Source organism: Pseudoalteromonas sp. 0802 (assembly GCF_013350085.1).
In the GTDB taxonomy this organism is placed as follows: domain Bacteria; phylum Pseudomonadota; class Gammaproteobacteria; order Enterobacterales; family Alteromonadaceae; genus Pseudoalteromonas.
The window spans coordinates 280,661-296,044 of the sequence record NZ_JABVXE010000001.1 but is presented as its reverse complement, the minus strand read 5'-3'; the positions used below and the strand labels follow the sequence as shown (position 1 = coordinate 296,044).

13 protein-coding genes are annotated in these 15,384 nt (G+C 40.1%); 4 read left to right on the top strand and 9 right to left on the bottom strand.

The annotated features are described in order from the left end of the window. Nucleotides 1-53: 53 nt before the first annotated feature. The 6 genes from HUS61_RS01415 to thrS form a co-directional block, all read right to left on the bottom strand. The gene (locus tag HUS61_RS01415; RefSeq protein WP_175081893.1) at nt 54-695 is read right to left on the bottom strand and encodes an MBL fold metallo-hydrolase; all 642 of its coding nucleotides are present in this window, start codon (nt 693-695) and stop codon (nt 54-56) included. A gap of 1 nt (nt 696) precedes the next feature. Continuing rightward, the gene (locus HUS61_RS01410) at nt 697-2,493 is read right to left on the bottom strand and encodes a M14 family metallopeptidase (RefSeq protein ID WP_175081892.1); all 1,797 of its coding nucleotides are present in this window, start codon (nt 2,491-2,493) and stop codon (nt 697-699) included. Nucleotides 2,494-2,692: 199 nt separating this feature from the next. Beyond that, nucleotides 2,693-3,052, bottom strand: a complete 360-nt coding sequence (gene rplT / locus HUS61_RS01405; protein ID WP_036968189.1) for a 50S ribosomal protein L20 — start codon at nt 3,050-3,052, stop codon at nt 2,693-2,695. A 15-nt stretch (nt 3,053-3,067) separates the two neighbouring features. After that, a complete protein-coding gene (gene rpmI, locus HUS61_RS01400; protein WP_054554888.1) occupies nt 3,068-3,268 on the bottom strand; it encodes a 50S ribosomal protein L35 in 201 nt (66 codons plus the stop codon). 208 nt (nt 3,269-3,476) lie between these two features. Next, nucleotides 3,477-4,040, bottom strand: coding sequence for a translation initiation factor IF-3 (gene infC / locus HUS61_RS01395; RefSeq protein ID WP_082389338.1), 564 nt, complete (start codon nt 4,038-4,040; stop codon nt 3,477-3,479). Between the two features lie 57 nt (nt 4,041-4,097). Beyond that, the gene (gene thrS, locus HUS61_RS01390) at nt 4,098-6,008 is read right to left on the bottom strand and encodes a threonine--tRNA ligase (protein ID WP_054561407.1); all 1,911 of its coding nucleotides are present in this window, start codon (nt 6,006-6,008) and stop codon (nt 4,098-4,100) included. 249 nt (nt 6,009-6,257) lie between these two features. Here thrS and HUS61_RS01385 point away from each other — a divergent pair, with 249 nt between their 5' ends. The 4 genes from HUS61_RS01385 to HUS61_RS01370 all read left to right on the top strand — a co-directional run bounded on the left by HUS61_RS01385 (nt 6,258) and on the right by HUS61_RS01370 (nt 10,935). Continuing rightward, entirely contained in the window at nt 6,258-7,271 is a 1,014-nt protein-coding gene (locus tag HUS61_RS01385) for an endonuclease/exonuclease/phosphatase family protein (RefSeq protein WP_175081891.1), read from the top strand. A gap of 64 nt (nt 7,272-7,335) precedes the next feature. Then, a complete protein-coding gene (locus HUS61_RS01380) occupies nt 7,336-7,788 on the top strand; it encodes a DUF3010 family protein (RefSeq protein WP_175078269.1) in 453 nt (150 codons plus the stop codon). Nucleotides 7,789-8,023: 235 nt separating this feature from the next. Beyond that, nucleotides 8,024-9,739, top strand: coding sequence for an AMP-binding protein (locus tag HUS61_RS01375; protein WP_175081890.1), 1,716 nt, complete (start codon nt 8,024-8,026; stop codon nt 9,737-9,739). Between the two features lie 221 nt (nt 9,740-9,960). Beyond that, nucleotides 9,961-10,935, top strand: coding sequence for a transposase (locus HUS61_RS01370; protein WP_175081889.1), 975 nt, complete (start codon nt 9,961-9,963; stop codon nt 10,933-10,935). 244 nt (nt 10,936-11,179) lie between these two features. Here the strand turns inward: HUS61_RS01370 and gdhA are convergent, their stop codons facing one another. From gdhA to HUS61_RS01355, 3 genes are all read right to left on the bottom strand, one after another. Next, nucleotides 11,180-12,532, bottom strand: a complete 1,353-nt coding sequence (gdhA, locus tag HUS61_RS01365; protein WP_175081888.1) for an NADP-specific glutamate dehydrogenase — start codon at nt 12,530-12,532, stop codon at nt 11,180-11,182. An 82-nt stretch (nt 12,533-12,614) separates the two neighbouring features. After that, a complete protein-coding gene (locus HUS61_RS01360; RefSeq protein WP_175081887.1) occupies nt 12,615-13,100 on the bottom strand; it encodes a hypothetical protein in 486 nt (161 codons plus the stop codon). 2 nt (nt 13,101-13,102) lie between these two features. Then, nucleotides 13,103-15,292: an LruC domain-containing protein gene (locus HUS61_RS01355; protein WP_175081886.1), complete on the bottom strand. Its 2,190-nt coding sequence runs from the start codon at nt 15,290-15,292 to the stop codon at nt 13,103-13,105. Nucleotides 15,293-15,384: the final 92 nt, after the last annotated feature.

The window sequence follows — 15,384 nt, the reverse complement described above, 5'->3', positions numbered from 1 at the left end:
CAATTTTATACTGATCCACTTACAAACTACTAAGCTATTGTTACGCGTTGGCATTAACCAAAACGTCCGCTAATAAATGGATTGGTTTTTCGCTCATGCCCTACGGTGGTATTCGGACCGTGGCCTGGCAAAATAGCAACTTCATCAGAGAATGATAAAATCTCAGACTTAATTGATTCGATTAATTGCGCACTATCCCCTTTCGGGAAGTCAGTACGACCGACAGAGCCTTGGAAAATCACGTCCCCCACAATCAGCTGTTCTGAACCTTGGTGATAAAAAACAACATGACCAGGCGTATGCCCTGGGCAATGGCGTACAGATAATTCAAGTTCACCCACTGTGATTGTATCGCCATGATTTAGCCACTTCGTTGGATAAAATGGTGTAATTGGTGCAAAACCAAACATTTGCGCTTGCATTGGCAAGGCATCAAACCAAAATTTATCATCTAAATGTGGGCCAATGATATCAACGCTAAAATGCTCTGCGAGTTGCTTTGCAGCACCCACGTGGTCTAAGTGGCCATGTGTTAAATAAATTGCCTCTAATTGGCAATTTAAAGCAGCAAGTTCTGCTTGAAGTTTGTCTGCATCGCCACCTGGGTCAACCAAGGCCGCTTTATTCGTTTGCTCACAAATAATAATGCGGCAATTTTGCGCAAAGCCAGTAACAGGAACAGCTTTCACTTTCATGTTATTGTCCTTTTTGTAACTGCTCAAACGCCATTAAAATGGGGTATTTTAAATAGCCTTGATCATAAAACGGTGTACGCTCATAAAGCCAATGCAAGCGCGCATCAGCATCCTTTGCAAAGCTTTTATCTTCACGAATTTTTTTATCGAACTCTAAAGCCAATGCAGGTTTTTCTTTTAGCATTTGACGTGCATACGGCATTAAAGCGTAATTCTCAACGTATTCAGTACGCTGAAAAATAGTATTAAACTCGCCCCAAGCAAAGAATGAATCTGGCGCTTCTGGGTGTAGTAAGTGTGTAGCCAGTTCTGAGTATGGCTGCTCAGTTGAGACTTTGTACCAGCCGGTCATATCGACATTTTCTACGGTGTTGTAATCAAATGTCGCCTCTACACGAAAACGTCCTTCAAAAGGTGCTTTTTCAAATGAATAATCAGCAACGCTTGCTTGGGTTAATGGCTCAGAAACAGTTTCATTAAGTGTCGTTACCTCTACGCCGTGTAATTTAAGCTTACTTACCAATTGGCTGTACGCTGGCGGAATATAAAACGCAGCAGGAACGTTAACGGTCTTTTTAACTTCTTTTTGCCAAAAAACCGGTAATGCGTCATAGTTTTTAGCCTCACCTAAATATTTAACTTCAGGTTGCCCTGACAATGCGCTTTCAGTTCTTGAATAAGCGATCCCTTTAAATTCTATGGTATCTGGCTCTTTAGCATAACCGCGTTCAACAACTAATTGTGTCGGTTTGAAATCGAGCTCTTTTTGAACCGCTTCATTAAGGGCTTTATCGTTTGCAGCTAAAGCGTCAATAGCACCATCAATAAATACATAAGTACCTAATACGCGCTGCTTATAAGGTTTTAAAGAGTGGTTCTCAACTAATATTGTTGGTAATGACCGTAAATCACCCCAACCATTTGAAAAACGTGGTGTTGCCACCCAACCAGCTAAACCTTTTTTAAATTCGCGCTTGTCCATTACAAAAACCAGTGGACCAGGAATATGCCCTGCTTTTTCGAGTTTGGCATCAATAACAGGTTTAAACAGATTATCTAACGCTTGTGACACACTTGGTGATTCACTTGAAAAAACCGGATTATAGCCGTAGGTAACATCATATTGGTAATCAGCACCATCTGTTACATGGACATCCACGTATAAGTCTGGCTTAAATTGATTAATAACCTGCATTACACCGCGTACTTCGGGTGTATCAAGCTTAGTGTAATCACGATTTAAATTTAAATTTAGACCATTCGTTCTAAAGCCCATTTCTACTGGACCACGCTGATTAATACGGTTGTATTGGCTACTACGCTCGTGACCATCAACGTTTAAAATAGGAATAAACAGAATATTGACTTTGCTGAGAATATCGCGGCGTTTACCTGTTGCAATATCGCGTAGCAACATAAACATGGCGTCTTTGCCATCAATTTCACCACTGTGAATACCTGCTTGAATAAAGATGGTTGGTTTTGTATCAGCAACAAGTTGTTTGGCATCAAACAAACCTTGCTCATTCGCCACTAACATCTTAACCGCACGACCCGCGCTGCTTGTCGCAATAGTCGTTACTTTGAATTGTGTTGGGTTTGCGGCAACAAGGCGATCTACGAAAGCCATAGTGTCTGCATAATCAGGCGATAAAGTGCCTTCGCTTAATTCAAAATCTGTGGTTAAAGGTCCTTTTTCTTGCATTAAAGACACACTATCGCCTTGCCATGGCAACAGTGGGGGTAAGTGGCTGTCTAAAGTTACTGCAGCAGATAAAAACACTAAACTCGCAAACATATCACTCTCAAGTGCGGTACTTATTCTATATTGGGGAAATTATAACAACTAATCTGAATGGATTGCGTAAACTGCGGTGATTCAACAAAAAAATGGAGCAAACGACATACGCTATGCAAAATCGTTGTTAGTTATGAATATTAATTAAGATCAAAAAAAGGAGCACAAGGCTCCTTTTTAAACTTTATGAAAAGCGAAATTAAGCCGCTAGGCCTTCTTTTGCTTTTGCAACAAGCGCTGCGAATGCAACTTGGTCATAAACAGCGATATCTGCAAGGATCTTACGATCGATTTCTACAGAAGTCTTTTTAAGACCATTGATAAAACGGCTGTATGAAAGACCGTTTTGACGAGCTGCTGCATTGATACGTGCAATCCAAAGTTGACGGAAAGTACGTTTCTTAGCACGACGGTCACGGTAAGCGTATTGACCCGCTTTAGTAACTGCCTGGAAAGCTACGCGGTAAACACGTGAACGTGCTCCGTAGTAACCTTTAGCTTGCTTTAAAACTTTTTTGTGACGTGCACGTGCGATAACACCGCGTTTAACTCTTGCCATTTCTGAAGACTCCTATTAAGCGAATGGTAACATACGTGAAACTAGACCATGGTCATTCTTATGAACCATCATCTTAGGACGTAAGTGTAATTTACGCTTAGAAGTTTTCTTAGTCAGAATGTGACGAAGATGCGCTTGTTTACGCTTGAAACCGCCAGAAGCAGTTTTCTTGAAACGCTTAGCCGCGCCTCTGTGAGTTTTTAGCTTGTAAGCCATTGCAATAACTCCAAATGTATTGCTTAAAAATTAGCAAGCAGGCGAGAGATATAAAAATAGCTCTACTTTTAAGGCCTAACTTACTGCCATAATCCGGTGAAGGTTCACTACAAAAGCAGTGCAACCTTACTTATAACCGGTTATTTCAGGTGAACAGTAAACTGTTACTTGCAGACCTGAAATAAAATCGGTGCGTAATATACCCTGTTTATTGCTTTTTAGCAATAGGTGCCATCATCATAACCATCTGGCGACCTTCAACACGATTTGGGAATGATTCAACTTGTGAAACATCTTCTAAATCGGCTTTAACACGGTTTAATAATTCGATACCAATTTCTTGGTGAGCCATTTCACGACCACGGAAACGGATAGTGATTTTAGCTTTATCACCCGCTTCTAAGAACTTGCGTAAGTTGCGTAGCTTAACCTGGTAGTCACCTTCATCCGTACCTGGACGGAATTTGATTTCTTTAACCTGGATTTGCTTTTGCTTTTTCTTTTGTTCTTTTAGTTCTTTGCTTTTTTCAAAGATGAACTTACCGTAGTCCATAACCTTACAAACAGGTGGCTCAGCATTAGGACTGATTTCTACAAGATCTACACCCGCATCATCAGCGATAGCTTGCGCCTCTTTTAATGACACGATGCCAGCTTGCTCGCCGTCGATGCCAATTAAACGAACTTCTTTAGCTGTAATATCTTCGTTGATACGATTTTTTTGAGCTGTTTGTTGCCCTTTCTTGCCGCCTCTAATGGTACGATCCTCCAAGAATATAAAATAAAAAGCGTGTAGTTGGCTGTTTGTTTTGCCCTACACGCTCATGATTTATTGTCGATTTTTAATTTCTTCGCTTACTTTAGCAACGAAATCATCAACACTAAATTTGCCTAGGTCTTCACCTGTGCGAGTGCGTACTGCCACTTCTTGTTGTTCAACTTCTTTATCGCCAACAACAAGTAAATATGGAATACGTTTTAACGTATGTTCACGGATTTTAAAGCCAATCTTCTCATTTCTCAAGTCAGCAGCGGCTCTAATTCCAAGTTTATTTAATTTTTGTACAATTTCTTGCACATAATCTGCTTGTTTGTCCGTGATGTTCATGATCACAACTTGCTTAGGAGCAAGCCACGTTGGGAACAAGCCAGCGTATTCTTCAGTTAAAATACCGATGAAACGCTCAATTGAACCTAAAATCGCGCGGTGGATCATAACTGGTGTACGACGTTCGTTATTTTCAGCAACATAAGTTGCACCTAAACGACCTGGTAATGCGAAGTCTAGCTGTACAGTACCACATTGCCATGCACGGTCTAAACAGTCATAGAGTGTAAACTCAATCTTAGGACCGTAGAATGCACCTTCACCTGGTAGGTAATCAAACTCAATGTCGTTTGCTTTTAATGCATCAGCTAGCGCAAGCTCAGCTTTATCCCACATTTCATCTTCACCGATACGCTTTTCTGGACGAGTAGACAGTTTTACAACGATCTTCTCAAAACCAAACGTTTCGTATGTGTCGTAAACCATTTTGATACATGCAGAAACTTCATCCATGATTTGCTCTTCAGTACAGAAGATATGCGCATCATCTTGAGTAAAGCCACGTACACGCATTAAGCCGTGTAATGCACCTGATGGTTCGTTACGGTGACAACAACCAAACTCAGCCATACGTAATGGAAGATCACGGTATGATTTTAAACCTTGGTTAAAGATTTGTACGTGACCCGGACAGTTCATTGGTTTGATTGCGTATTCACGCTTTTCAGACTCAGTTGTGAACATCGCATCTGCGTATTTGTCCCAGTGACCTGATTTTTCCCATAAACCACGGTCCATCATTAATGGGCCTTTAACTTCTTCGTAATCGTACTCACGTAATTTTTCACGAACAAAGTCTTCTAGTTCACGGTAAATGCTCCAGCCATCATTGTGCCAAAACACCATGCCTGGCGCTTCTTCTTGCCAGTGCCATAAATCAAGCGCTTTACCAATACGACGGTGATCACGTTTTTCAGCTTCTTCTAAGCGTTTTAAATACGCTTTAAGTTGCTTTTTATCTGCCCATGCAGTGCCGTAGATACGTTGCAGCATCTTGTTTTCAGAATCACCGCGCCAATAAGCACCTGCCACTTTCATGATTTTGAAATGTTGACAGAATTTCATGTTTGGAACGTGTGGACCACGACACATGTCGATGTATTCTTCGTGATGGTATAAGCCTGGACGATCATCTTTCGCGATGTTCTCGTCTAGAATTTCCATTTTATAGGTTTCACCACGCGCTTCAAAAGTATCGCGTGCTTCTTGCCAGCTTACGGTCTTTTTAACAACGTCGTAGTTTGTTTTAGCAAGCTCAAGCATACGCTTTTCGATAGCATCTAAATCATCTTGGCTTAAAGAGTGTTCCATATCGATATCGTAATAGAAACCGTTATCGATGGTCGGACCGATTGCCATTTTTGCTTCAGGGAAAAGCTGCTTAACTGCATGACCAATAAGGTGCGCACATGAGTGACGGATAATCTCTAAACCATCATCATCTTTTGCTGTGATAATTTCTAAACGCGCATCTTCAGTGATTAAGTCACATGCATCAACACGAGTACCATTAACACGGCCTGCAATCGTTGCCTTGGCAAGACCTGGACCGATATCGCTCGCTACGTCATATGTACTTACTGGGTTTTCAAAACTACGCTGACTGCCGTCAGGGAGGGTAATAACTGGCATTATAAATCCTTAATACAGTGGTGATGCCTACAATGCATCACATGTAATATTTTTAAAAAAATTTTATGTAACTCTGCAACGCTTTTACGAATAAGCATTGCTATTTAAGCTTGTATTTACTGAGTCTTCGCAAATACAAGCAGCTATTGTCGCTGCTCACGTGCTCAAATACAAGTAGTTAGAAGACTAAATTGACAATTAGTTAAGTCATTTCATACTTAGTGAGTCAGTACTTTTAGGGTGATGAAAATGCCAAACACGCGTACGTTCAAATTCGCAACGTTTAATTTATTAAATTACACCGCGCCACCCTACTCGTTTTACCAATTACATGAACGCTATAACAATACGCAATGGCAGCAAAAACAATTGTTTGTAGCTAATTTCTTAAATGAGGCAAACCCTGATGTGGTGGCGTTTCAAGAAGTGTTTAGTCAGCATGCTCTAGAAGTGCAATGCAAAGAAGCGGGATATGATTATTTTAAAACGGTCGATAGCCCGTCCCATGATAGCCTTTATCCGCAAGTGTTATTCAATCCTGTGGTAGCCATTGCCAGTAAATACCCGTTTAAATCGGCCGATGCACTATCGCCATGCCCTGAATTACTTGAGTACTTAAACAATCAAAATGAGTTCAAATTTAACCGCACACCGATTAAATGTATGATTGATTTACCTGATTTTGGTGAAGTCTGCTTTTATGTTGTTCATTTTAAGTCACAGCGTGTGCAATCAATGGCGCATATTCTTAATATTCATAACCTTGAAGATCCGCTGCTTCAGTTGTTACACCAGACTGTGGGTACCATGCAGTCTCAAATATCGCGTTCATTGGAAGCATCTATTGTTTATTATGATGCGCTAAAAACCCAACGCGAAAAGCAATGTGCAACGCTCGTTATGGGTGACTTTAACGATGTACTTACTAGCCCTACTTTATCGTTTATGACACAAGGGTTTCATCCTACACGCTGTGAGCCCTGCATAGAACATAACGAACCCGTTGTTGGCCTAACCGACAGCTACGAGTTTAGCCGCTCGTTTTATGATGAGAAAAACAAACCCTTTAGCCATTATTACCAAGGTAAAGGTAATGTACTAGATTATATTCTTGCCTCTGCACATTTTAATCCCGATTGCCAAGTTTCAAAGGTGAAAGCACTCGACTATGAAAGTTATGACAAGCATATTTCCCCTACACAACTGACCGAAGACATTAGTGTAAGTGACCATAGTGTTATCGCTATAAAAATTCATTTTTAAAGCAACTGTTTTTCATAACGTTACTTGCTATAATTGCGCAAATTAAGTTATTTAGAGAATGACCATGAGAACATGTGGTGTAGAAATTACAGGTAGCGACGTACTACTGTGTATTTTAACCAAAGACAATGACGTATTTGATATCCGTGATGTCAGACAAACACGTTTTACCTTAGGTAACGGTAATGACACAGAAGTAATGCGTAAATTCCAATTTGATTTCAAAAAATTAATGGAAGATTACCAAATTGACTCTGTAGCAATCAAAGAGCGCCAAGCTAAAGGTAAATTCGCTGGTAGTGCGAAAGGTTTCAAAATGGAAACGGCTATTCAGTTAATCGAGCACTTAGATGTGCAAGTTTTATCTGCAACTGAAATCAAAGAGCAGCTTAAGCGCAACCCAGTGCCTATTGATTTTGAAGACACAGGCCTAAAAAAATTCCAAGAAAACGCATTCATTAGTGCTTACGTGTACATCATGCGTAAAACTTATAAGCAAGATGAGCCAAAAGCTTAATTGCTGCTTATTCTTAAAAAAACGTGCTACGGCACGTTTTTTTATACCTCAAAACCCATTCTTTATTCTGCTTTATTAAAATTACACTCTGTACATTAGTCTTATAAAGCTTTTCTTTGTCGACAATCTATGTTTAGTTAATCAGGTACGCATGTTTTGAAATCATCCTAAATGATTGTTTCAATTCTTTTGCATCAAGTCCATGACAACAAATTAACCGGACACGGAGAATACAATGCAGACAAAGAACACACACTGTAATGCGCTTCCACTTACTCAAAGCTATTATCAAGGCCGTACAGACATTCCATTGATAGAACAAACAATTGGACAGTACCTTGACAATATTGTCGACAATTACCCTGATCATCCCGCAATTGTGGTTCATCATCAACAGATCCGATTAACCTATAGACAATACCAGCAGCAGATTAACCAGTTGGCAATGGGATTATTATCACTTGGCGTAAAACCTGGCGACCGGGTTGGTATTTGGTCTCCTAACAATATTGAATGGTGCTTAACCCAATTTGCTACAGCCAAGATTGGTGCAATTATGGTGTGCATCAACCCTGCATACCGACCAAGCGAATTAAAATACGCACTCAATAGTGTTGAGTGTTCAACACTTATCACAGCAAGTGAATTTAAAGCCAGTAATTATATAAGCATGCTCAATGAGCTCGCACCGGAACTTAAAGATTCACAAGCAGGTGAATTAAATTTAAACGCCCTGCCACATCTAAAAAATATAATTCGTATTGGTGATGAGCCTGCTACTGGCATGTTTAGCTTCAGCGATATCATGCAGCGCGCAACAGATGCCCATAAGCTAGAGCTTGATGCAATAGCTGCCACTTTACATTGTGACCAAGATATCAATATTCAATTTACTTCTGGTACTACGGGTAATCCAAAAGGAGCGACCTTATCGCATAAAAACATCCTCAATAACGGATTTTTGATGGCCCAAGCGATGAAGCTGACACATGAGGATAAACTCTGTATTCCTGTACCGCTATATCACTGCTTTGGTATGGTGCTTGGCAATTTAGTATGTATAAGTAAAGGTGCTACCGCAGTTTTTCCGGGTGATTCTTTCGACCCTAAAACAACCCTAGAAGTTGTTGAAAAAGAACGCTGTACCAGCCTGCATGGTGTTCCAACTATGTTTATCTCCGAGTTAGAGCTTAAAGATTTTGCAAACTATGACTTATCTAGCCTTCGAACAGGCGTAATGGCCGGCTCAACCTGCCCTGAGCAAGTTATGCGTAAAGTTCACTCATTAATGCATATGAAAGAAGTTGTAATTGGTTATGGCCAAACTGAGTGTAGCCCTATCAATAATGTGACCGAAACAGACTCGCCTCTCGAAAAACAAGTTACCACAGTGGGCCGTGCATTAGCCCATACTGAAGTGAAAATTATCGACGAGCTGGGTGATGTTCAAAAAGTCGGCATACCGGGTGAAGTATGTAGCCGTGGCGCTGGAATTATGCGCTGCTATTGGAATGATGAAGAAAAAACGAAAGCAACAATTGATCAAGACGGTTGGTTACATTCTGGTGACTTAGGTGTGATGGACGAAGATGGTTTTGTTGCTATTGTTGGCCGAATAAAAGACATGATCATCCGTGGTGGTGAAAACATTTACCCAAGAGAAATAGAAGAAGTTCTCTACACCTACCCTGGTATTCAAGATGCAGCCATATTTGGCATTAGCGATGAAAAATACGGTGAAGAAGTATGTGCCTGGATCCAACCTAAAGATGATGCAGTACTTGATGAAAATGCCATTCGTGATTTCTTAAAAGATAAACTAGCCTATTTCAAAGTACCAAAGCACATCCGCTTTGTTGAAGAATACCCAATGACAGTAACAGGCAAACTTCAAAAATTTAAAATGCGCGAACAAATGCAAGAACTCCTAAGCGAAAAAGCCTTTTCGTAATCATTTACTTGCAAAATACAACCTAAATTAAAAAGCTCAGCCCGCCTGAGCTTTTTAATTTATTAAGACACCCATATTAAATTAAGACGCCCATATTTATTTAAGGAGTTAACCGAGCTTCATATCTAAAGAATAAATTTAAGAAGACATCCAACTTAATATTTCTCACTTCACAAAATTATGACTAAACTTAAATTGTTCAACTCATGGAGGAGAAGAGCATGGCAACCCCACGTAGAAACTTAATTAGCGTTTCAAACACACCTTACTATCACTGCATTTCACGCTGCGTTCGTCGCGCTTATTTGTGCGGGCAAGATCCACTGACGGGCCGCTCATATGAACACCGGCGCGATTGGGTTGAAAAGAAACTACTTCAACTTGGACGAATATTTTGTATTGATATTTGTGCCTACGCTGTAATGAGTAATCACACTCATCTGGTTCTTCACATTGATATAGCAAAAGCAAAGCGCCTGAATAGTAGAGCGATTCTAATTAGGTGGCACAAGTTATTCAAAAGTACATTCCTATGCCAACGATTCTTAAATGGCGAATTGCTAACACAAGCTGAGCTCGCTGCGGTTAATACCAGAGTAAATTTATATCGAGAAAGGCTAAGCAGCATTAGTTGGTTTATGCGAGTTCTTAATGAGGGTATTGCACGAAAAGCGAATCAAGAAGATGAGTGCAAAGGACGGTTTTGGGAGGGTCGCTTTAAATCACAAGCTTTACTTGATGAAGCTGCACTTGTCGCTTGCCTCGCTTATGTAGATTTAAATCCTGTTAGAGCAAAAGTTGCCGATTTACCTGAGCAATCTGACTACACCAGTATTAAATCTAGATTTAATGCAGCTCAAAATAATAAGCAACCGAAATCGCTTATGCGCTTTGCAGGTAAACCTCGTAAACATATGCCTAAGGGACTACCATTTGAGCTCAAGACATATCTGCAACTTGTAGATTGGACAGGCCGTTCAATACGAGAAGATAAGCCAGGTAAAATCCCAGAAAATGCATTACCAATACTTGAAAGATTAAACATTTGTACAGAAAACTGGCTTACACTCACCACTTCTTTTACCCGCTCGTTTAAAAATACAGCGGGTAAAGAGCTGGCAATCAATGCTTATTCAAATCGCATGAAACGAAAGAGAAGAAGCTCAATAACTAATAGCCAAGCTTTGTTTTGCTAAACACTTAAACTTTTCATTTACTACTTTTATTCATCTATTTTAAAAAATAGAAATTTCTACGTACTGAATTTAATTTCATCTAGAATTAAATAACTAATTTTTAAATTTAAATAACAACAAAGAACTAAACATAATTTGTACATAAATGAACTCAACCAAAAGCTGTGACTATCTACTTTTTACATACTAAAAGTGGGTGTCTTTTTTAAAAAATGGATGTCTCTTTAACTTTAATTAAGAAACGTTACACAACTCCTTGTTTTAACATTGCATCTGCAACTCGTTCGAACCCTGCTATATTCGCACCAAGGACCAAGTCATGTTCATTCGAGTACTGTTTGGCGGTAGCTGAAATTGTATCGAAAATAGACTTCATAACTTGTTGAAGTTTCTCATCAACTTGCTCAGCTCGCCACTTTTGCATACTGGCATTTTGAGCCATTTCAAATTGACTGGTAGCAACTCCACCAGCATTTGCAGCCTTACTTGGACCTAAAAATACATCATTGTCTTTAAACACTTTTAACGCATCAGCTGTGGTCGGCATGTTTGCACCCTCGCATACAACAGAGCAGCCATTTTCAACCAAAGCTTCAGCATCTTTTTCGGTAATTTCATTTTGAGTTGCACAAGGAAGTGCAATATCCGCCTCATATCGCCATACATGATGTCCGTCGCTAGGGTATTGATTTACAGGCGTAAACTCAGAATCTTTGAGCTCGTTCAAATAATCCCTAAGCTCAGCACCTTGTTCATTTTTTAAGTGTTTTACAAGAGCCACATCAAGCCCATCTTTACAATACAAGGTCCCTTTTGAATCACTACAGCTAAGAATAACAGCATCGTATTGGTCAAGCTTTTCCATCAAATACAATGCTACATTACCAGCACCAGAAACTAGGCATCGCTTACCTCTTAAAGAATCGCCTTTAGCATCTAACATGGCACTTAAAAAATATGCAACACCATAGCCAGTAGCTTCGGTTCTCAGTGATGACCCCCCCATAATCTCAGGCTTGCCAGTTAACACCCCTTCAAATTGATTAGATATCCGTTTATATTGACCGAATAAATAACCAATTTCTCTCGCCCCAACGCCAATATCACCAGCAGGAACATCTGTGTTAGCACCTATGTGACGATAGAGTTCAGTCATATATGACTGACAAAAACGCATAATTTCATTGTCACTTTTTCCTTTAGGATTAAAGTCAGCACCGCCTTTAGCGCCTCCTAATGGCAAACCTGTAAGTGCATTCTTCAAAACTTGCTCAAAGCCTAAAAATTTCACCACACTTTGATTGACACTAGGATGGAATCTCAAGCCTCCCTTATATGGGCCTAGAGTTGAGCTAAATTCGATTCTAAAACCACGGTTAACTTGCACTTTGCCGTTATCATCAAGCCAAGGAACCCTGAATATTGCTTGCCTTTCAGGCTCAACTAACCGCTCTAGAATTGCCTGCTGTTGATATTCATTATTCCCTTCTACTACCTGATTTATTGATGAAAGCACTTCTTCAACAGCTTGATAAAACTCAGGCTCATTTGGATTAGACTCTTTAACTGATTGCAGTACCTCTTCGATATATTGCATTACAAAATCCTCTTTCAAGCTGTTGAAAATATTCAGTCTATTAGAATTAAACTGACTAAGACATAATATCGATCACTCATGTTTAACGAATAGTGAACACCGCTGATTGCTCCCCATCATATTGCCACTCAAAACGCAGTGGTTCATTTTGAGAATCATAAAACCAAACTTCTGCCACAAGCTCTAAGGCACTATTTGCCAGCATCACAGTCGACGTTAATTTGCTTTGTTTTAGAGGTGCCCGCAATAAGCATTGATTGTAATCAGCCTTATCATCATCGCCTTTCAAGCAGATATTTAAATACGCTCTGCTATCACCCATGTTCAAATCAACATCTATGTTTAGTTCTATCTTGCTACTTAAATCAAATTGAGGAGCAATCGTTAGGTCAGCCATTGTCTCTGTTTCTTCACTCGTGTCAGGAGGTGTTGTTTCTGGTGGCTGCGTGCTTGTTGTGGGTGTCTGCGTAACAGTTGTACTTACCGCTTCAGTTGAAGAGCTACCTTCACCACCGCCACCACACGCAGATAACATTAAGCTAATGATTAATAAAGTATAATGTTTCATGACTATTCTCCTCGTAGAATAACATTTGCAAGTTTTGCATTATTAAACCAAAGCGGCTTTTCCCGTCCCTCTGATTCAGCAAATGCTCTAAAGTCACTATACGCACGTGTTATATCAACACTCTCTTTTGGATGCGCCCATGAACTGCCAATCTCCATTGCCCAAGGTAGACCCGTTTCAGTTTGGAAATAATAACTTTGAGCACTATTACTGGCATCATCAGATTCAGTGATTGAAAATAACTGTGAATTGAATTTTTCGGTTGGTTGTTGATTCTTAATATGAACTTCCCAACCACGTGGGTTTTGTCCAACTAAAAACTCACCATGATAGTAATCTTGAGCCGCGAAAATAAATGGGTCTAAAGTATATTTTGGCGCTTCAATTGTGGTCACTCCACTTTGAAGTGAAACGGTTAAACTAAACGAAACTTTGCTGTTGGTATCACAGCCTGTTTCAGTTCTAAAATAACTACAACTTGACTGCTTATCTGCATACTCCCAAGTGTCTGGCATGATAATGAAAATAGCATCTTCAACCCCTTGTTCTAATATAGAATGTGATTGTGTTTCGCCATTTATCGTTAAATTAATTGAACTTGTATCTATCTGACTTCTTAATATTCGTTTATCAACATCATCGGCTATCGTTTGATACAAACGAACTGCAAAGCCATTATGAAAATCAGCACCAATTCCAACCAACTCCCCTTCTATTTTGTAACCAATGGCCTGACCTTCTTTATCAATCAATGTAGTACGGAAATTTACAACTAAATCGTTAAAGTCATAGTCACCAGCGAAAGGCCATTGATCTTCATAGGCAAGGGTTACCCAACCATTCTCACTTGGGTATACCAAACTGCCATAAGTGGTTACCGGGTAATCCTCGACTTCGCCGCCTGTTACCCCACCACTTGCGGTAATTGGGTTAGCCTCGCTGCCATCGGTTACACGAAAGCGTGCCCATGTTGCTCCCATCACAGCATCACTTGGCACATCAACCAGCACGCTGTTATCACCTTGATTTAAGCGATATTTGCTCACTGTGATTTCGTCTGGATCAAATTGGAAATTTTGATCCCAATCGAACCAAGCATATAAATAGCCATTATCATTTGGTGCGGTCACTATTATCTGGCTGGTAGAGCCTGCAACAAAATCAGTGACAAACTTAACTCCATCATCTGAGCTATCGACCGGTGAAGCCTGTAAGTCAGCCGGGGTGTTAATATTTTCACCATCAACAACGGCCCCCAGATACACTAAATTTGATTGGTCTTCATTTGGGTCAAACAAATGGCGGGCACCACTGTGAGAAAGTGCTGTTTTATATGGCATAGGGGCATCGCCAAAATCGATTGAGTTATCAGTTACTTTTACTTCCGCAATAGCACAGCGTGCACCATCATTTTGATTCGATGTTGGCCCTAAGGTGAACACTGAAGCAGTAGGCGTATAACCCATTACAGGGCTGGTGCTCAAATCTACCTTATGGATTTTACCGCTGCGGTTATTACTAAAATAAAACTGACCTTGTACATCAAAATAGCCTGCACCATTAGCACCGGTATCACCTGCTATGTCGAGGTTAGCGACAAAAGTGGGTGTCTGGTTATCTAAATTGATTTCATAAAGGTCGCCGTTTGACTCAACCGCATACAAAAGATTGCTGTGTGGATGAAAAGCAAAATCATAAATAGCTAAATTCCAGTTCGCTGAGCCTGCAACTAATTGCGCCTGATACTCGTCGGCCTCTTCAGTTAAATCAATGCCATATAGACCAAATTTAGGGTGGTATAAATAGTAAACCGCCCGATTAGTTTCACTATTCACATGAATATCACCAACATAAAAATTGGTATCTGGTAGACCATTTACAATTAAACGCTGTAAAACATAATCATCACCAATACGTACAACACTTCTCGGGGCTTGTTTGCTAAAGCCATACATGTACTGGTCTTGATAATTAAAGCCAACCGCATTAACGCTGTCGTTATTCGCTTCTGTTGTAAAATCCATTGACGCTGCAAGCACGGTGGTTTTGGCAGAAACTAGGTCAACGCCAAACATTTGCGCAGGCGAACCTTGAATCAAAAATGCTTTACTCGGGCACTGTTCAAATGGTGCAGCACTTACAAAGCCTGTTGCAAGTGCGGTTATTAGGTAAGCGGGTATGTTACTTTTCATAATTACACTCTCCTGTGGATGTGTTATTACTCAAAGCAGTAACCATTCCAAAATATAACTCACGCTATAACAAGGTGTTATGAAAAATCAGA

What these genes read in the sequence shown, in the direction of transcription:
- gdhA (WP_175081888.1), bottom strand. Translation starts at nt 12,532, where the DNA reads ATGCAATATATCGAAGAGGTACTGCAATCAGTTAAAGAGTCTAATCCA.
- HUS61_RS01410 (WP_175081892.1), bottom strand. Translation starts at nt 2,493, where the DNA reads ATGTTTGCGAGTTTAGTGTTTTTATCTGCTGCAGTAACTTTAGACAGC.
- HUS61_RS01360 (WP_175081887.1), bottom strand. Translation starts at nt 13,100, where the DNA reads ATGAAACATTATACTTTATTAATCATTAGCTTAATGTTATCTGCGTGT.
- HUS61_RS01415 (WP_175081893.1), bottom strand. Translation starts at nt 695, where the DNA reads ATGAAAGTGAAAGCTGTTCCTGTTACTGGCTTTGCGCAAAATTGCCGC.
- HUS61_RS01370 (WP_175081889.1), top strand. Translation starts at nt 9,961, where the DNA reads ATGGCAACCCCACGTAGAAACTTAATTAGCGTTTCAAACACACCTTAC.
- thrS (WP_054561407.1), bottom strand. Translation starts at nt 6,008, where the DNA reads ATGCCAGTTATTACCCTCCCTGACGGCAGTCAGCGTAGTTTTGAAAAC.
- HUS61_RS01385 (WP_175081891.1), top strand. Translation starts at nt 6,258, where the DNA reads ATGCCAAACACGCGTACGTTCAAATTCGCAACGTTTAATTTATTAAAT.
- HUS61_RS01380 (WP_175078269.1), top strand. Translation starts at nt 7,336, where the DNA reads ATGAGAACATGTGGTGTAGAAATTACAGGTAGCGACGTACTACTGTGT.
- HUS61_RS01375 (WP_175081890.1), top strand. Translation starts at nt 8,024, where the DNA reads ATGCAGACAAAGAACACACACTGTAATGCGCTTCCACTTACTCAAAGC.
- rplT (WP_036968189.1), bottom strand. Translation starts at nt 3,052, where the DNA reads ATGGCAAGAGTTAAACGCGGTGTTATCGCACGTGCACGTCACAAAAAA.
- rpmI (WP_054554888.1), bottom strand. Translation starts at nt 3,268, where the DNA reads ATGGCTTACAAGCTAAAAACTCACAGAGGCGCGGCTAAGCGTTTCAAG.
- HUS61_RS01355 (WP_175081886.1), bottom strand. Translation starts at nt 15,292, where the DNA reads ATGAAAAGTAACATACCCGCTTACCTAATAACCGCACTTGCAACAGGC.